The 16,864-nt window shown below is 61.6% G+C and carries 10 protein-coding genes; 5 read left to right on the top strand and 5 right to left on the bottom strand.

Annotated features, from left to right (window positions below):
- Window positions 1–54: 54 nt before the first annotated feature.
- Entirely contained in the window at window positions 55–1,950 is a 1,896-nt protein-coding gene (locus AC6I7Z_RS06550; RefSeq protein WP_497813580.1) for a methyl-accepting chemotaxis protein, read from the bottom strand.
- A gap of 164 nt (window positions 1,951–2,114) precedes the next feature.
- Entirely contained in the window at window positions 2,115–3,224 is a 1,110-nt protein-coding gene (locus AC6I7Z_RS06545; RefSeq protein ID WP_497813579.1) for a suppressor of fused domain protein, read from the bottom strand.
- Between the two features lie 262 nt (window positions 3,225–3,486).
- On the opposite strand from AC6I7Z_RS06545, the gene AC6I7Z_RS06540 reads away from it, so the two are divergent.
- Window positions 3,487–3,780: a hypothetical protein gene (locus tag AC6I7Z_RS06540; RefSeq protein WP_497813578.1), complete on the top strand. Its 294-nt coding sequence runs from the start codon at window positions 3,487–3,489 to the stop codon at window positions 3,778–3,780.
- Between the two features lie 84 nt (window positions 3,781–3,864).
- On the opposite strand, the gene AC6I7Z_RS06535 is transcribed toward AC6I7Z_RS06540, so the two are convergent.
- Together AC6I7Z_RS06535 and bglX are read right to left on the bottom strand one after the other, a co-directional pair.
- Window positions 3,865–4,737, bottom strand: coding sequence for an oxygenase MpaB family protein (locus AC6I7Z_RS06535; RefSeq protein WP_497813577.1), 873 nt, complete (start codon window positions 4,735–4,737; stop codon window positions 3,865–3,867).
- 69 nt (window positions 4,738–4,806) lie between these two features.
- On the bottom strand, window positions 4,807–7,104 hold the full coding sequence (gene bglX / locus AC6I7Z_RS06530; RefSeq protein ID WP_497813576.1) for a beta-glucosidase BglX: 2,298 nt from the start codon (window positions 7,102–7,104) through the stop codon (window positions 4,807–4,809).
- Window positions 7,105–7,261: 157 nt separating this feature from the next.
- Here bglX and dld point away from each other — a divergent pair, with 157 nt between their 5' ends.
- From dld to AC6I7Z_RS06510, 4 genes are all read left to right on the top strand, one after another.
- Window positions 7,262–8,974: a D-lactate dehydrogenase gene (dld, locus tag AC6I7Z_RS06525; protein ID WP_497813575.1), complete on the top strand. Its 1,713-nt coding sequence runs from the start codon at window positions 7,262–7,264 to the stop codon at window positions 8,972–8,974.
- Window positions 8,975–9,163: 189 nt separating this feature from the next.
- Window positions 9,164–11,656, top strand: a complete 2,493-nt coding sequence (locus AC6I7Z_RS06520; RefSeq protein ID WP_497813574.1) for a type VI secretion system Vgr family protein — start codon at window positions 9,164–9,166, stop codon at window positions 11,654–11,656.
- On the top strand, window positions 11,653–12,936 hold the full coding sequence (locus AC6I7Z_RS06515) for a VRR-NUC domain-containing protein (protein WP_497813573.1): 1,284 nt from the start codon (window positions 11,653–11,655) through the stop codon (window positions 12,934–12,936). Before AC6I7Z_RS06520 ends, AC6I7Z_RS06515 begins: the two co-directional genes overlap by 4 nt.
- Before the next feature lie 9 nt (window positions 12,937–12,945).
- Window positions 12,946–14,160 carry a DUF3396 domain-containing protein gene (locus tag AC6I7Z_RS06510; protein WP_497813572.1) on the top strand — a complete coding sequence of 405 codons (1,215 nt, stop codon included), beginning with the start codon at window positions 12,946–12,948 and terminating at the stop codon, window positions 14,158–14,160.
- A 249-nt stretch (window positions 14,161–14,409) separates the two neighbouring features.
- On the opposite strand, the gene AC6I7Z_RS06505 is transcribed toward AC6I7Z_RS06510, so the two are convergent.
- Window positions 14,410–16,848 carry a DUF3772 domain-containing protein gene (locus AC6I7Z_RS06505; RefSeq protein WP_497813571.1) on the bottom strand — a complete coding sequence of 813 codons (2,439 nt, stop codon included), beginning with the start codon at window positions 16,846–16,848 and terminating at the stop codon, window positions 14,410–14,412.
- Window positions 16,849–16,864 lie beyond the last annotated feature (16 nt).

Here is a 16,864-nt window from a genome sequence, read left to right as displayed (position 1 = left end):
GAGCGAAGAGTAAAGCGTCCCGCGCAAGCCACTGCGCGGGCCCGCAGGTAACGCTTACAGGCGGAAGCCCTGCACCACCTGCTCCAGCTGCACGCTCTGCTCTTCCATCGCCTGGGCGGCGGCGGAAACCTGCTCCACCAGCGCGGCGTTCTGCTGCGTCGTGCCGTCAAGCTGGGTGATCGCCACGTTGACCTGCTCGATGCCCATGCTCTGCTCGCGGCTGGCGGACATGATTTCGCTCATCAGCGTGGTGACGCTGCTGACGCCCTGCATCAGTTCGTCCATGGTCTCGCCCGCCTGCTCCACCAGCTGGCTGCCTGCGTCGATATTGGCTACCGACTCCTCAATCAGCTTTTTGATTTCGCGCGCCGAGTTGGCCGAACGCTGCGCCAGATTGCGCACTTCAGAGGCGACCACCGCAAAGCCGCGGCCCTGCTCGCCCGCGCGCGCCGCTTCCACCGCGGCGTTGAGCGCCAGGATATTGGTCTGGAAGGCGATACTGTCGATAACGCTGATGATATCGACCACCTTACGCGACGAGCTATGGATCTCGCCCATGGTGCTCACCACCTGACGCACCACTTCCGTGCCGCGCGCCGCCACCTGCGACGCATTGCCCGCCAGTTGGTTGGCGTGGGTGGCGTTGTCGGCGTTCTGGCGCACCGTGCCGGTCAGCTGCTCCATAGAGGCGGCGGTTTCGACGATCGAGCTGGCCTGATCTTCAGTGCGTGACGAGAGGTTGGCGTTGCCGCTGGCGATCTCGCGCGATGCGGCGGTGATCGCCAGCGCGCTGTCGCCGACCTGACGCATCAGCCCCTGCAAATAGCCGATAAAGTTGTTGAAGCTCTGCGCCACGGCGTTGAACTCCGGGCTGTTGCTGGTCGGCAAACGCTGGGTCAGATCGGCCCCGCCCTGCGCCAGCGCGTCGATATTGCGATGCAGCACGTTAAGGCGCTGCATCATCGTGCGGATAAAGCCCAGCAGCACCAGCAGCAGCACGATCGCCAGCGGGATCTGCACCAGGCCGAGGCGCGTCAGCATGCTGTGCGTCTGCGCGGTAAGCAGGCTGGTGGGCACGTCGCTGGCCAGATACCACGGGCTGCCCGGAATAGCCTGCACGAACAGCGTATGTTCGCCATCCTCGCCGTCAAAGGTCGTCTCGGTCGGCTGCGAGCCCGCGCCGCTCAGCAGACCTTTCAACGGCGCCGCCATCGGCAGCTGCAGGTCGGTCAGGTTTTCCAGCTTCGGCGTGCCGTCCACCAGCGCGGCGTTGCCCACGACTTTGCCGTCGGCCTCGACGATCAGCACACGCCCCTGAATGGCGTCGCCCATCTCTTTCGCCAGATGGTTGAAAAAGCCGAGGGTGACGTCGATGGTGGCGACGCCCCAGACGGTGCCGTCGCGATAGATCGCCATGGCGCAGTTGGTGCGCGGCTGCGGGCTGGCGGCGTCCTGGTAGGCTTTCGCCCAGGCGCACTGCCCTTTCGGCGCGGCCATGCCGTCTTTGTACCAGGGTTGCTCCCAGTATTTGTCGGCGGCGTCGGAGTTCCAGTAGGTATTGACCTGCAGCTGGTTGCTGGCGTTGCGCGCAAAGAAGCTGCTGTCTTTCTCTTTCGCCGGGTCGCGACGGTTAGGCAGCGGCCAGATGCCGCCGCCGAAGACGTTACTGTCCTGATACTGGTTCACCAGCGCCGGCAGCATCTGATCGATGGCGGAACTCTCCATAACGCTCGCGGCTTCGGTGATGGCGCGCTGCTGCGCCTGCACGCGGTTCATCTGCTCCACGATGCCGGTCGCCAGCGCGTCAACCTGGTAGCGCACCAGCTGGCTCTGATTCGCGGTCAGCTGCGGCGCGATAAATTGTTTAATCACCACGACGGTAATGAGCATCAGAACGAGAAAAAAGAGTACAAGAACCGCAGTAAAGCGGGACTGAGTTGTTTTTAGCATCTGCTTTCCCCTGGCAGAAACGGCGCGATTGCCTGATCAGGGTTAACGGCGCAGCAGCAGCTAACTTGAGATGCGCGAGATCACAAATTTAACAACTCGTTGAGTGAGGTGATTATTTAGTCACTAAGGACCTGGTGGCGCGCTGGGCAAACAGCGCGCCGCCGTCAGATTTCGCTCTCCACCACCTGCTGGCGCGGACGGAAGATATGGTTATTGCCCGCTGCCATCAGCAGCTCAGCCAGCTGCTGACCGCCCAGCTCATCCGCCTGCGCGAACTGGCGCTCCGCTTCGGTGATCGGCGTCGCCCACAGCAGGTTAGGCCGATCGCCGTCGCGCTTCGGCAGGTTAAACTGCGCGCTCTCGTCCGCCAGCGCGTTGGCCAGCAGAAAGCTTTCAAAGCCGACCGGCGCCACTTCCGACGCCAGCGTATGGCCTTCGCCCAGCCAGGTGAGACGCGCCCAGGGCAGATGGGCGAACTCCGCCAGCGCGCTCGCCATCTGCACCGCGTTGCCTTCGGTCATTACCTCGCCATCCACCGCCATCGCCAGCTCGACGCGGCGATACTGCGGCGCCAGCTCGTCGAACAGATAGTCGACCTGCGGCATCGGGCGAATGCTCATGCCGAGCGTGAGGAAATACCAGACGCCCTGATGCCAGTGCTGGGAGATCGCCATCGGCGGCCAGCTGCCCTGATCGATGGCGTAATATTTCACCGATTCGCCGAACTGCGCCTGATAGCGCTGCAGCAGCGCCTGCTGCACCCGCTCCCACTCGTTGCCGTCGTGCCAGTCGCGCCAGAACTGACGCTGATGCTCGGCGCGCGCGTAGTAGTCGTTGGTGGAGGCGGAGCCGAGCGGCGCGGTCAGCCGGTTTTTTTTGATGCAGCCGGCAGAGAAGCTGACCTGTTTATCCTGGTAGAGGCTCCAGCCGGGGATCACCGCCAGCAGCTGGCCGTAATACCACAGCGCCGCGCCGTCGTCGCTCGGCTCCCACAGCACCTGCAGGCCTGCCGGATCGAGCGGCGGCTCCGCCTCCAGCGTGCGGCAATATTCGGCGCTGAGCAGCGGCGCGATGCCCTGCTCCATCGCCGCGCGATCTTCCTGCGCCGGCGCAGGCAGCAGATTGCGCAGCCAGCAGCCGCGCACCGCATACTGGCTGCGGAACAGATCCGTCGGCCAGATGTAGAAGTAAGCGGTGCGCTCATCCTGTTCGACAATCGCCGTCAGTGTGTGTTGCTGATTGTGGACCTCAGCAATCAGAGGTTGGTAAGTCATAGCGCCTCGACAAAGCTTAGGGATCCATTTCCCCGAGATTAGAGCAGGATCCCCACTGCCGCCACGTGAGACAAGGGTAAAACTCTCAAAGTCGGCGCAGTGCGCCCGCGCAAGGGTAAGCAAAAGTAAAGCGGGGAGCGCGGCGCCGCGCGGAAAAGCGCAACGCTGCTTAACAGTGGGCGGCCCGGATGGTGAAAGTCTATTCGCGTTTCTGAGGCGCAGCCGCGTGCTAAGGTCGAGCTACCCTTTTTATCGGAGGCGCATGATGCAGCCCGTTACCGATTTCACCTGGCGCGAGCTGGCGGTTCTCGCGCTTTTTCTCTGGCTTCTTTATCGCTATACCACGCTTACGCTGGCGGCTACGCTCATCGCGGTCGGCCTGGCGGCGCTTATCCTGCTGCCTGTCGAACCCGGCTCCGGCCTGCTGTCGCTGGCCGCCATCGGCGCCGGACTGGGCCTGCTGGCGCACCGCCTGCAGCAGAGCCAGACGGCGCAGCAGCGGCAAACGCGCGCGCCGCGCAGCTATACGCGGCCGCACGACGAATTTCATGGTTAAACGTCGGTTATCTTTCCCGCCGCCGCGCAGTTAAGCGGCAGCGCGACGCCAGCAGAATAGCGCGCAGAAAAGGTTAAGAAAGCGTTAAGGCTGGCGTCCCATGCGCAGCATGGCGCGATGGTATGCGCCGCGCGTAATTGACCAGCGCAGGGTTTTCGCCAGCAGCCGCATCTCGGCTTCGAGCAGCGCGCGCGACAGCGGGCTGAAGCGATAGCCGGACATCTGCTGCGCCCAGTCGGGCAGCAGCGCCATACCCGAATTCAGCATGACTTTCATCGCCGGCTTCGCCTGCCAGCCTGGCGCAGGCGCCTCGCGCAGCAGGCGCGTCACCTCGGCAGTGCGCTCGTCATAGCGCAGCTCGCCGCGCATATCCTGCAGGTATCGCCCCACCGCCTCGACGCTTTTCGGCACGCCGTCAGCCCCCAGCGCTTCGGCGATCAGCGCCGCTTCCCGATAGTAGCGATCCTGCTCCGCCAGGCTGAGCTGCGGATTTTTAAAGCGCAGATGCGCGGCGAGAAAGGCGCTGGTTTCGGCGACGTGCACCCAGGTGAGGAGACGCGGGTCGCTGGCGGCGTAGGGCTGGCCGTAATTGTCGACGCCGCTGACGCGCAGATGAATGTTTTTAATGCGCTCGATCAGCAGGCGGGCGTCGTGGCGGTTGCCGAAGGTGGTGACGGCGATGAACTGGCTGGTGCGCCGCAGGCGGCCCAACATATCCTGGCGGAAATTGGAGTGATCCCAGACGCCCGCCAGCGCGGAAGGATGCAGCATCTGTAACAGCAAGGCGCTGATGCCGCCGCACAGCATGGCGGGAAAGTCGCCGTGCACGCGCCAGATCACGCTGTCGGGGCCGAACAGGCCGGGGTCGCCAGGCGGCTGCGAGATATCGAACTCATTAAGCGCCAGGCCGTTAACGCGAAAAACCTGGTTCTGGATACGGTTGCGGATGCTGTTCATAAGGTTGTGGTTGGCCTGGTGTGGCCGCTTCTCCCGGCCGCAAAGCCGGAAGAAGCGTGTCGTGCAGCGTCAGAGATAGTCGAACTGCGCGTTCTGGGTGCGTACCGAGTCAAGTCCGATCATCACGTTGAACTTGCCTGGCTCCGCCACCTGCTGCATCTGCTGGTTCCAGAACTTCAGCGCGTCCACGTCGATCTTAAAGCTGACCGTCTGCGATTCGCCCGCTTTAAGCATAATCCGCTTAAAGCCGCGCAGCTCGCGCACCGGACGGCTGAGCGAGGCGACAGGATCGTTCAGGTACATCTGCACCACCGTCGCGCCGTCGCGGTCGCCGGTATTGGTCACCGTCACGCTCGCCTCGACCGTGCCGTTGCGCGGCATGGTGGCCGCCGACATTTTCACCGGCGAGACGCTGAAGCGGGTGTAGCTCAGCCCGTAGCCAAACGGATAGAGCGGGCCGTTCACTGAATCATAGTAGTGCGAGGTGTATTTGTTCGGTTTGGCGTAGTTATAGGGACGCCCGGTCGGCAGATGGTTGTAGTAAAGCGGGATCTGCCCTACCGAACGCGGGAAGGTAATCGGCAGCTTGCCGGACGGGTTGTAGTCGCCGAACAGCACGTCGGCGATGGCGTTGCCGCCTTCGGTGCCGCTGAACCAGGTTTCCAGCAGCGCGTCCGCCATGCGATCTTCATTGACCAGCGTCAGCGGCCGGCCGTTCATCAGCACGATCACCAGCGGTTTGCCGGTGGCCTTCAGCGCCGCCAGCAGCTTCTGCTGGCTGGCTGGAATGGTGAGTTCGCTGCGGCTGGAGGCCTCATGCGCCATTCCCTGCGCTTCGCCGACCGCCGCGACCACCACATCCGCCTGCTTCGCCTTCTCCACCGCCTCGTCGATCAGTGCCTGCGGCGAGCGCGCGTCCACCGACACCGCCTGCTCGTAGAGGTTGAGGAAGTCCTGAATGCCTTTGTTGTCGCTGATGTTGGCGCCTTTCGCGTAGAGCAGCGTCGCTTTGCCCGCGGTGGCGTTACGCATGCCCTGCAGCAGGCTCACCGACTGCTTCGCCACGCCCGCGGCCGACCAGCTGCCCATAATATCGCGCTGGCTGTCCGCCAGCGGCCCGATCAGCGCAATGGTGCCGGCGCGCTTCAGCGGCAGGGTGTCCAGCCGGTTTTTCAGCAGAACGATGCTTTTGCGCGCCACGTCGCGCGCTTCGGCGCGGTGCAGGCGGCTTTCGGCGTTAGTATCCTGCGGATCGCTCTCTTTCGGGCCGAGATGGCTGTAAGGATCGTTGAACAGCCCCATATCATATTTGACGTTCAGCACATGGCGCGCCGCGTCGTCGATCTCCGCCATGCTCACCGCGCCGCTCTTCACCAGACCCGGCAGATATTTGCTGTAATACTCGTCGCTCATGCTCATATCGATGCCCGACTTCAGGGCGACGCGCACCGCATCCTCCGGATCGGTCGCCACGCCGTGCTTGAGCAGCTCTTTAATCGCGCCGTGGTCGCTGATGGTGATGCCTTTGAATTTCCACTGGTCGCGCAGCACCGTTTTCAGCAGCCAGCCGTCGGCGGTGGCGGGCACGCCGTTAAGCGAGTTAAGCGCCACCATCACGCCGCCGCTGCCGGCGTCGAGCGAGGCTTTATAGGGCGGCAGATAGTCCTGGAACAGGCGCTGCGAGCTCATGTCCACGGTGTTGTAGTCGCGGCCGCCTTCAATGCCGCCATAGGCGGCGAAGTGTTTGACGCTGGTCATTACCGCATAGCGATCGGCGGGGCTTTTGCCCTGCATCGCCTTCACCATGGTGCTGCCCATCTGCGAGGAGAGCCAGGTGTCTTCGCCGAATCCTTCGGAGATGCGGCCCCAGCGCGGTTCGCGGCTGACGTCCACCATCGGCGCCCAGGTCATGTTCAGCCCGTCGTCGGCGGCTTCATAGGCCGAGACGCGTCCGACCTCGCTGACGGCGTCGAGATCCCAGCTGGCGGCGAGCCCCAGCGGGATAGGAAAAATAGTGCGCTGGCCGTGCACCACGTCATAGGCGAAAAACAGCGGAATTTTCAGGCGGTTGAGCTGCATCACCTGATCCTGCATGGCGCGAATATCCTGACGCGTCACGGTATTGAAAATCGCGCCGACCTGACCTTTCTCTATCATGTCGCGAACCGCCGATTTCGGGGTGTCCGGCCCCACACTGATCAGCCTGAGCTGGCCGATTTTTTCGTCCAGCGTCATTTTGGTCAGGAGTTGATTAACGAAAGCGTCGCGCGCCTGCGCGTTCATGGGATGCGGTCCCGTCAGCTCGTCGGCCAGCGCGGGTTGCAGAGCGAGTGAGACAGCGAGACTAACAGAGTAAATCCATTTCATCAGGTCGGGTTCTCTTAAGTAACTGCGCAATATCGAATAAACAGGCGGCAGTGTGCCACAAGTTGAGGATAGCAGGTAGCCGTCAGCGTCACACTGCGTCCTGCTTTTCCCTGACGTGCTACAGTAATGGCGCCATGTAATGACAAGGGAGTTGCACATGATCCATCCAGCGTCTCATTCCGCTTTACTCTCCGATCTGCGCCGCCACGTTGGCGCCTCCCACCTGCTTACCGACCAGGAGCAGACCGCGCGCTACCGCAAAGGCTTTCGCTCCGGCGAAGGCGAGGCGCTGGCGGTGGTCTTTCCCGGCAGCCTGCTGGAGCTGTGGCGCGTGCTGCAAAGCCTGGTCAGCGCCGATGCCGTTATCCTGATGCAGGCGGCCAATACCGGTCTGACGGAGGGATCGACGCCCAGCGGTAACGACTACGATCGCCCGGTGGTGATTATCAGCACGCGACGTCTCGATAAGCTGCAGCTAATCGACGGCGGCAAACAGGTGCTCGCCTTTCCCGGAAGCACCCTTTACCAGCTGGAGAAAACGCTGAAGCCGCTTAACCGCGAGCCCCATTCGGTGATCGGCTCCTCCTGCATCGGCGCCTCGGTGCTGGGCGGCGTCTGTAATAACTCCGGCGGGTCGCTGATCAAACGCGGCCCGGCCTACAGCGAGATGGCGCTGTTCGCCCAGGTGGACGAGCAGGGCAAGCTGAAGCTGGTGAACCATCTCGGCATCGATCTCGGCGCCTCGCCGGAAGAGATCCTCGGCCGGCTGGACGATGAGCGCTGGCGAGCGGAAGATGTGCAGCACGACGGACGCCACGCCTCCGACCCCGACTACGCCGACCGCGTGCGGCACGTTGACGCCGATACCCCAGCGCGCTTCAACGCCGATGCGCGTCGGCTGTTCGAAGCCTCCGGCTGCGCGGGCAAGCTGGCGGTGTTCGCGGTGCGGCTGGACACCTTCCCCTGCGAACCGCAGCAGCAGGTGTTCTATATCGGCACCAACGATCCGGCGGTGCTGAGCGATATTCGCCGTCATATGCTCGCCCACTTCACCCATCTGCCGGTGGCGGCCGAATATATGCATCGCGATATTTACGACATCGCCGAAGTCTACGGCAAAGATACCTTTCTGATGATCGACAAGCTGGGCACCGATAAGATGCCGCTGTTTTTCACGCTGAAGGGCCGTGTCGACGCCTGGCTGGCGAAGCTGAGCTTCGTTAAGCCGCACCTGACCGATCGCCTGCTGCAGCGCGTCAGCGCCCTCTTCCCGGCGCATCTGCCGAAGCGCATGAAGCAGTATCGCGATAAATACGCCCATCACCTGCTGCTGAAGATGTCCGGCGCGGGCGTCGAGGAGGCGCGCGACTATCTGAAGGAGTATTTCCGCGAAGGCGGCGGCGCCTTTTTCGAGTGCGAAGGCAAAGAGGGCGCGCACGCCTTTTTGCACCGTTTCGCCGCGGCGGGCGCGGCGGTGCGCTATCACGCGGTGCACGCCGATGAGGTAGAGGATATTCTGGCGCTCGATATCGCGCTGCGCCGCAACGATCGCGACTGGTTTGAAACCCTGCCGCCGGAAATCACCCAGTCGCTCAGCCACCGCCTCTATTACGGCCACTTCTTCTGCCACGTTTTCCATCAGGATTATATTGTGAAAAAAGGGGTGGACGCGCATGCGCTGAAAGAGCAGATGCTGGCGCTTTTAGAGGCGCGCGGCGCAGAGTATCCGGCGGAGCATAACGTCGGCCATCTCTATCGGGCGAAGCCGCAGCTGGCGGATTTTTATCGCCAGCTCGATCCCACCAACACCTTTAATCCGGGGATTGGCAAAACCAGCAAGCAGAAAGGCTGGGCGGTGAAGCAGCCCTGAAGGAAACACGCTTTAGCAAGGATGCTCGAGCCGGTAGCATGGGCTGAGCATCCTAACTTAGCGTCAGGTATCCTTTTTTATATTCCTATTCTGGACTATCCGTAAGCGAGGCGCGCCGCAATCCTTCTTGATCCGCCTGGTTAATTAACACACAATTTCGGTCCACTGACTACCTCAGGGATTACGCGGATGGATCCGATCTCCCCCTATACGCTTGCCATCAGCGCCAGCCCGGTCACCCCGGACGTGCTGCGCTTTCGCGGCACCGAAGCCCTCAGCGCTCCCTTCTGCTGGCGCATTGAGTTCACCACCGTCCAGGAAGTCGCCGCCAGCGATGTGCTGATGAAATACGCCAGTCTGTTCATGCGCAGCGGCAAGACCGTTCACGGCGTTATCATCGGCCTCGAATGGCTCGGAACCAGCGCGGACCAGCGGCACTTTGCCGTCACGCTGGCCTCGCGCCTCGCCCTGCTGAACCTGACCCGCCGCTGCGCCGTGTATCAGCACCTCTCCGTACCGGAGCTGGTGGAGCATATTCTGCGGACGCACGGCTTTGACGGGGCTGACCTGGCTTTCCGGCTGGAGCGGCGTTACCCGCAGCGGGAGATGATAACCCAGTGGCGGGAGACCGACCTGCAGTTTATCCAGCGGCTGCTGGCCGAAACGGGTATCTGGTATCGCTGCGGCGCCAGCGACGTGACCGGGCTGGATACGGTGACCTTCGCCGACGGCCAGACGGGCTATCAGTATGGGGTTGTACGGGCGTACCGGGAGCCCGCCGGGCTGCATGACGGGGCGGAAGAGTCCGTCTGGGGCCTGCGGAGCTGGCATAAGACCGTCACCGGGCGGGTACGGACCCGGGACTACCGCTACTGCCGGGCCGCAGAGCCGATGGACTCTGCGGTTGCGGTGCGCAGCGAGGCCGTCACCACCGGGGAGCATTACCGCTACGGCGGCCCGTTCCGGGAGGCGGGTGACGACCGCGAGCCTGAAACGGAAAGCGGGGCTTTCTTTGCCCGCCTCCACCATGAGCGTGAGCTGAATGCCTCCGCCCGCCTGCACCTGTTCAGCAACGCCTCCGGCCTGACGCCCGGACAGGTGCTGGAGACGCCGGGCTGCCCGCTCCGCGCCCTGCGGGACGGGGTCCTCATCACCTTCGCCTCCTTTCGGGCCTCCCGTGATACCCGCCTGCACGTCTCGCTCTGGGGCATGCCCTGCAGCGAGCGGTTCTGCTATCGTCCGCCCGACATTCCCCGCCCGCAGATTTTCGGCACGCTTCCGGCCCGCATCGGGAGCCGGGAGAAAGGCGACGCCTGCGCCCACCTCGACAGCGCGGGCCGCTACCGGGTGAAGCTGGATTTCAGCCGCGAGGACGCCGAACCGGGGTTTAACACCCCGTGGGTCCGCCTGGCGAAACCGTACGCCGGGGAAGAGTACGGCTGGCATATGCCGCTGACCGACGGCACCGAAGTGGGCATTGCGTACGAGGGCGGGGATATTGACCGCCCGTACATCGCCCATGCGTTTCATGATTCAGAACACCAGGACGTTGTGACCCGCGACAACCGCAGCCAGAACATCCTGCGAACGGCGGCCGGGAACGCGCTGCGCATGGAGGACAGGCGGGGCGAAGAGCATATCGCCCTGACCACGCCTTCTGGGGCGACGCAGCTCAGTCAGGGACATATCGTGGACGGGCAGGAGAAAGCGCGAGGAACGGGCTTTGAGCTGCGCACCGACGAGTACGGCGTTATCCGCGTGGCGAAGGGGCTGTTTATCACCGCTGACGGACAGCAAAAAGCTGCGGGTGAGGTGCTGGATATGGAGACGGCGCTGCGGGAAATCGACATCTGCCGGCGGCAGATTCAGGCCCTTGCCGCCGCCGCAGAGCAGGCGCAGGCGCTGGAGGCGGATATCGCCAGCCAGACAGCGATGTTTGAGAAGCGCCTGAAGCCTCTGAACGGGGTGCTCCACTTCCACGGCCCGGCCGGCGTGGCGTTTACCAGCGGGGAGCACATGCAGATGACGGCCGCCGGCAACGTGGGGATAAACGCCGGAGGCGACGTCAGCAGCGGCTCGACGGGCAACACCAGCATGCTGGCCGGGGAGCAAGCCGGCCTGTTCGCCCGGACAGGAAAAGTCAGCATTATGGCCGGCGAAGGCCCGGTGCAGATTCAGGCCCAGAACGGAGACATGCATCTGTCGGCAGAGCAGAAGCTGAGCCTGATTTCCGCCAGCGACATGCTGTTTGCAGGCAAGAAAAAGGTGACCTTAATCGGCGGCGGCAGCTACCTGACAATCGAAGAGGGGAAAATCGAGTACGGCACGGAGTCGACCTACACCCGCAAGGTAAAGCGGACGCATCTGACCAGACCCGCAGAGATGCCCGTGTCATTCCCCCTTATGGGCACTTCGCATATCTACTCTGCTGTGTATCAGCTCCAGGATGAACAGGGAAATCTTCTGGCGGGAACACCTTACAGCCTGAAAACGCCGTCCGGTCAGACTGCCACAGGCTACAGCAGCCACGAAGGCTGGACCGTTCCGGTATATACCCAGGAGCAGGAAGAGGTAGAGCTGCACGTCATACAGAGCAAACCGCAGTCAAAAGAAGCCATGTGGTTTATCGGGGATGATGATGTTCAGCAACTGACCACGGAACTCAGGGAGGATGCGCCATGACGATGCCCGACTTACCCGATACGCCAGCAACTGATATCCCTGCCGGCACTGATAATAAGGCCTGGGACTGCACGACAACCGGCGTTGAAATGGTGGAGAAACAGTCCCGCCTGCCTGCCCCGGATAACCGCCAGTATCTGCATATCAAGGTGGAATACGCCATGCGTTTTCCTCGCCTGTCCACTGAGATTCGCCGCGACGGAAAAAGCTATCAGATGAGCCTCAGGCAGCTGATGATGAGCGGGCTTATCCGGGTGGATGAAATTGCCCGTCATTACCACTGGTGGTACAAGGCTGAGGTGCCGTTCGACATGCGCACCACGCCGCCACGCCCGTTTCTCAGCAGTACGCTGCTGGATGAAGGTCCCGGAAGACGGCACACCACTAACCCCTTCCCTGTGCCGGGCAAAGGCCTCTACCGTCGTCCTGACGTCATTATCGTGAAGAACAGGTATGACCGCTGGCCGGGGCTGGCGGGACCGGATACGGAAGACGAGATGCACGTGGATAATCTGGAGCGGCTGGTGGAGGTGAAGTTTCCGGGGGATAAATTTGAACGAGACCAGTATGACGAATATATGCAAATAGTGGGCAAAGAGCGTCAACGGATGACCATTCTGGAGATCCACGACTGTCGTCCTCAGGAGCAGCAGTGGATCGACCAGGTGGTTAACGTAACCATGAATGCCTGGAGAACCAGCGGGGCCAAATACTGGCCGCTTTTCCTCTACCCGCCGATTTTTACCCCTCGTCCACCTGAAACTCCCGCTCCGGCGAAACTGGAACCCTGGACCTGGGCCGGTAAAGCGGTTGCCGACCTCAGCGAAGGGGCCATAAATAACGTCGCTGCGGGCTGGAATGCTCTGTCGCAAGAGATGCAGCAGGAATTGAATCGGGTTGCCAACTGGCTGAACGACAGCGGCGAGTGGGCATACTGTCAGGGCAGCCAGGCCTGGCACTGGGTGAGCCGGACGGGACGTGCGGCTGCATCCTGGACGGATGAACAGCTCCGGGCCGCGTGGTCAGCAATACAGAGGGCGACCGATATGACGCTGGAGACGCTGAAGCAGGTGAACTGGGTGCAGGTGCTGACAGATGTGGCGAAAACAGTCGGAGTCATACTGGTGGCGGTGGGTGTCGGGGTTCTCGTAGTTACACTGGGTATTCCGGAAGCCCTTCTGGGGGCCTTTTTACTGATTGTGCGTCTGGCGCTCACCGCGTGGGAAGCGCTGGCTGCTCTCCTCAGTGCCGGGGTGGTCGGTACGCTGGCAACCCGGTAAGGAGAGAAAATGGAACTGAAAGATTTTGAGCTGAATTATATTGAGAAATGGCTGCCGGAAGCGTCGGTGAAGTACAAAGACGGCAGCCCCGCTATTAATCTCGGGCTGATTATCACCGTATTTTTTAAGGACGGCCACACACCCGAGGTTCGCCGCAAGATGGTGGAGTGCGTGGATCGCTTTTATACTGAATTTAAGTGCTATCTGAAAAAGACGCTAACGCCAAAATGGGTTGGAATTACTGCGAAAAACTATAAAAAAAAGCGGCAGGCGATCCTGGATTCATCCCCTGAAGAGATTTTTTCATGGTATCTGGGAAGTGTAGATACAGATTATCATGCCCCTGATTACGAAATACTCATAATGGGAAAACGGGTTTTTCATAACGACAACGATCGCTCAGTCATCAAACTGGTATTTCCATTCTCGCTACTTAAAGAGCCGGAGGGTAAAGAACGCTATCAGGCCTGGCTGCTGTGGCTGTGTGACAGTTTTAAGGTGGAAAGCGGCTATGCCGGCCTGTCGTTCATTCTGCCTTATGCATTTGAGCGGATGTTCCCCTATGAATACGCTCTCGCCCAGCGCTTCTCCGGCGTGATGGTAGACTCGCTGGGGACGCTGGAAGGCGGCGAGGCGGTGGAAGGCGTAAAAGGAGCCTGCTGGTACACCATCCTGGGCAATCCCTGGCTGGAAAAGCTTGGCGGAGCCGAGAAGCTGGCTCACCGCCTGAAGAAAACACCGGAGATTGAACTGCTGCCTTATAACAGCGGCATTATCCTCAAGGCCGGGCCACTCCCGCCCGCGCTGGGCGAAACGAAAACTGAAGAGCTGCCGCCATTGCTGGTAAAAGTAAACCAGATGATTAAGCCCATCCGCTATGACGGGCATAACGGCCTGCATTTCTACTCCGAATATGAAAACTTTCAGTTTGAAAAAGCGTCCTCCATGGCGTGGTTTGCCCGTTTCGATGCGGCCAGCGCAGAGCTGGATAAAGAGGATGAGGGTAAGTCATTCGAGCCTGTTCGTATCACTCGCTGGAATGGCGACCTGGCCCCCTTTGCCGGACGCTGGGCGACCATCGTGAACGGCACAACGCAGTATCTTCAGACTAAAGAAGGCCAGGTGCTGCCGGAGTTTGAGGACAGACACGGCAAAAAATATCCCGCCTGCTGGTCGCTGCTGGAGCGGGATGACAAGGGAAGCGTGTTTGTTATTCCTGATTAATGTTACGTGAGCTGTCGCAAGGCTTACAGTATGAATGGCCGCCCCAGGGACCTTTTGTGCGCTTCGATGCAGACAGCGCAACGGGACAAAGAGAAAAGCCCGTTCGCTCAATTTACATAATTATGCGCTCTGTCCGTCTTTCACACTCACATATTCGGCTTAACGCGCTACGTGACTGGCGTTTTTATCTCTGGGCAAGCCCAATACCATTTGCGTTTAAGCAGTGGCATGGGCTATTTCATCAAACCATCAAGGCTGCGGATCGGCCGCCTGCTCCGCCATCTGCTGGCGGCGCTCGATAATCATGGTCTGCGGCGTCGACAGTACAATGCCCTCTTTGCGCAGGCGCGTCAGAATATCGAACAGCAGGTCGCTCTTCGCGCCGGAAATTTGCCGCTGGCTGGCGACGTTGCCGGTGACGCTCAGGATGATGCCCTGCGCCGTCAGATCCTTAAAGGAGACCGACGGCTCCGGCGTCTCGAGAATACGTTCGTTCTCGTTATAGACCTCCAGCAGCAGCTCGCGCACCCGCACCGGATCGATATTGAGCGGGAAAGTCAGCGTAATGGTCACCACGCCCTGCGCGTTGCCCATGGTGGCGTTGCGCACGTTCTGCGAGATGAACTGCGAGTTCGGCACAATCACCGTCGACTTGTCGCCCAGCTGGATCTCGGTGGCGCGCACGTTGATGCGGCGGATATCGCCCTCGATGCCGCTGATGGTCACCAGATCGCCCACCTTCACCGGCCGCTCGGTCAGCAGGATCAGGCCGGAGATAAAGTTCTTTACGATCTCCTGCAGGCCGAAACCGATACCGACCGACAGCGCGCTGACGATCCACGCCAGCTTGTTCCACTGCAGGCCCATAATCGACAGCGTCAGCAGGATCACCAGCACGTAGCCGATATTGCTGAACAGCGTGATCAGCGATACGCGCATGCCGGCGTCCATGGTGGTCTTCGGCAGGAAATCGTTGTCGAGCCAGCGGCGCACGCTGCGCAGCACGTAGATGCCCACCACCAGGCAGATAATCGCGTTGACCATGTGCGCCGGCACGATGTTCAGCGACTCCAGCCCTTTGCCGCCCCAGAACTCAATCGCTTTTTGCAGCAGCTCGATCGGCGTCGACGAGGCGAAGGTGCCGTTAAGCAGCGCCAGCGCCACAAAGCCGATTAGCAGGGTTTTGCCCAGCGCCGCCAGCAGCGTCGCCGCCTGCTGCAGATGGCGCTCGTCGATGTTGAGCGAGGTTTGCAGGCGTCGGCCGGTCAGGCTGTTGACGGAAAAGAGGCTCTCGCAGCCGTCATTGACCAGATGGCTGAGGAAGTAGAAGGAGCCGAACAGAATGCCGCACCACACCACCTCGTAACTCAGGAAGCGCGCCAGGGTGACGTAGCCGATAATCAGCGACAGCAGAATGGCGACCGCGGTCAGCGTCAGCGCCATCTGAATCAGCCCCACCAGCGTCGAGCGCACTTCCGGCGCATTGCCCTCCTGCACCATGCGGCGGCGCACGCGGTTGGTGCGCATGCTGATCGCCAGCGCGGTGCTGCCGATCAGCAGCGCCGTCAGGCCGTTGGCGAAAATCGTGGTGTTCAGGCTGGTGCCGACGGTGTAGTTAAAGTTCTCTACCGTCTGGAAAATAAACACCAGCGCGGCGGTAATCGGCGGGAACGGCTTCAGCGCCATCGCCACCTCGTTGGAGATAGCGGGCAGACGCCAGCTCGGACGCCGCGTCGAGAGAAAAGCGCGTCCCAGACCGGCGATTAGGCCGCAGAAGACGCTGAGCTTCACCAGGCTGACCACGAAGTCCTGCACGTCGCCGGAGACCTCATCGCGGCGCGCGAACGCCAGCGCGGTAAAGTTAAAGGTCAGCACCACCGCCGCCAGCGTGGTCAGGGCGATCGCCGCGGCAAGGAAGCTGCGGCGCAGCCGTCCTTCCGGCATCTTGTGGATGCTGATCCAGGCGAGGAACTCTTCGCTGTAGCGGCGTCCCAGCGTCATCACCAGCATCGCCGCCAGCAGCCAGGCGACGGTGCCGAAACGGTAGCCCGGCTCCCACGACAGCGCGGCGGTGTCCTGTAAATCCTGCAGGAAGCCGTCGATCTTCTCGTTATCCAGATCCTGCTTCACAAACAGCGGCGCCCAGAAGCGCGGCCCGAGAATACTGCCGGAGTTAAGCGCCAGCTGGGTTTTCATCAGATCGCGGCGCAGATTGGTGATCTGCGATGAGAGCATCAGGGCGCTGTTTTTAATCCCCTCCGCCTGCTTGATCTGATCGTCCAGTTTGCTCTTCTGCGACTCCAGCGAGCTGCGCTTGCGGGTCACTTCCGGCGTCTCTTTCACGCCGCTGTCCGCTTTAGGCGCGGGGCCCAGCACCGCCAGCTGCGCGTCGAGCTGCTGACGCTGCGGCTGCAGCGCCTGCGCGAGCGTATCGGCGTTGCCCGACAACTCCAGCGCCAGCTCGTTAAGCTGCGTCAGCTGGTTTTCGTTGGTCTGCCCCGACACCTGACCTTTGATCTTGTCGAGGACTTTCTGCATTTTCGGCAGTTCAACCGCCGCGTTCACTTTGGGCGCGGCGTCAGCTTCCTGCGCGGCATCGGCCGCATTGTCGTCTGCCATGCCGCAGGCGGGGAACAGCGTCGCCGTCAGCAGCATCAGCAGCGGTAAAAAGAGGCGTAACGTAAACATAGAGAGGTTCCAGCAC

It is taken from the genome of Pantoea sp. X-Soil-MYKO-1289, from assembly GCF_059730625.1.
Note: the sequence above shows the minus strand (reverse complement) of the source record. Positions and strands in the feature narration are given on the sequence as shown.

Excerpts from the sequence above, each read along its gene's own strand:
- AC6I7Z_RS06550 (WP_497813580.1), bottom strand. The coding sequence starts at position 1,950 with ATGCTAAAAACAACTCAGTCCCGCTTTACTGCGGTTCTTGTACTCTTT.
- AC6I7Z_RS06545 (WP_497813579.1), bottom strand. The coding sequence starts at position 3,224 with ATGACTTACCAACCTCTGATTGCTGAGGTCCACAATCAGCAACACACA.
- AC6I7Z_RS06540 (WP_497813578.1), top strand. The coding sequence starts at position 3,487 with ATGATGCAGCCCGTTACCGATTTCACCTGGCGCGAGCTGGCGGTTCTC.
- AC6I7Z_RS06535 (WP_497813577.1), bottom strand. The coding sequence starts at position 4,737 with ATGAACAGCATCCGCAACCGTATCCAGAACCAGGTTTTTCGCGTTAAC.
- bglX (WP_497813576.1), bottom strand. The coding sequence starts at position 7,104 with ATGAAATGGATTTACTCTGTTAGTCTCGCTGTCTCACTCGCTCTGCAA.
- dld (WP_497813575.1), top strand. The coding sequence starts at position 7,262 with ATGATCCATCCAGCGTCTCATTCCGCTTTACTCTCCGATCTGCGCCGC.
- AC6I7Z_RS06520 (WP_497813574.1), top strand. The coding sequence starts at position 9,164 with ATGGATCCGATCTCCCCCTATACGCTTGCCATCAGCGCCAGCCCGGTC.
- AC6I7Z_RS06515 (WP_497813573.1), top strand. The coding sequence starts at position 11,653 with ATGACGATGCCCGACTTACCCGATACGCCAGCAACTGATATCCCTGCC.
- AC6I7Z_RS06510 (WP_497813572.1), top strand. The coding sequence starts at position 12,946 with ATGGAACTGAAAGATTTTGAGCTGAATTATATTGAGAAATGGCTGCCG.
- AC6I7Z_RS06505 (WP_497813571.1), bottom strand. The coding sequence starts at position 16,848 with ATGTTTACGTTACGCCTCTTTTTACCGCTGCTGATGCTGCTGACGGCG.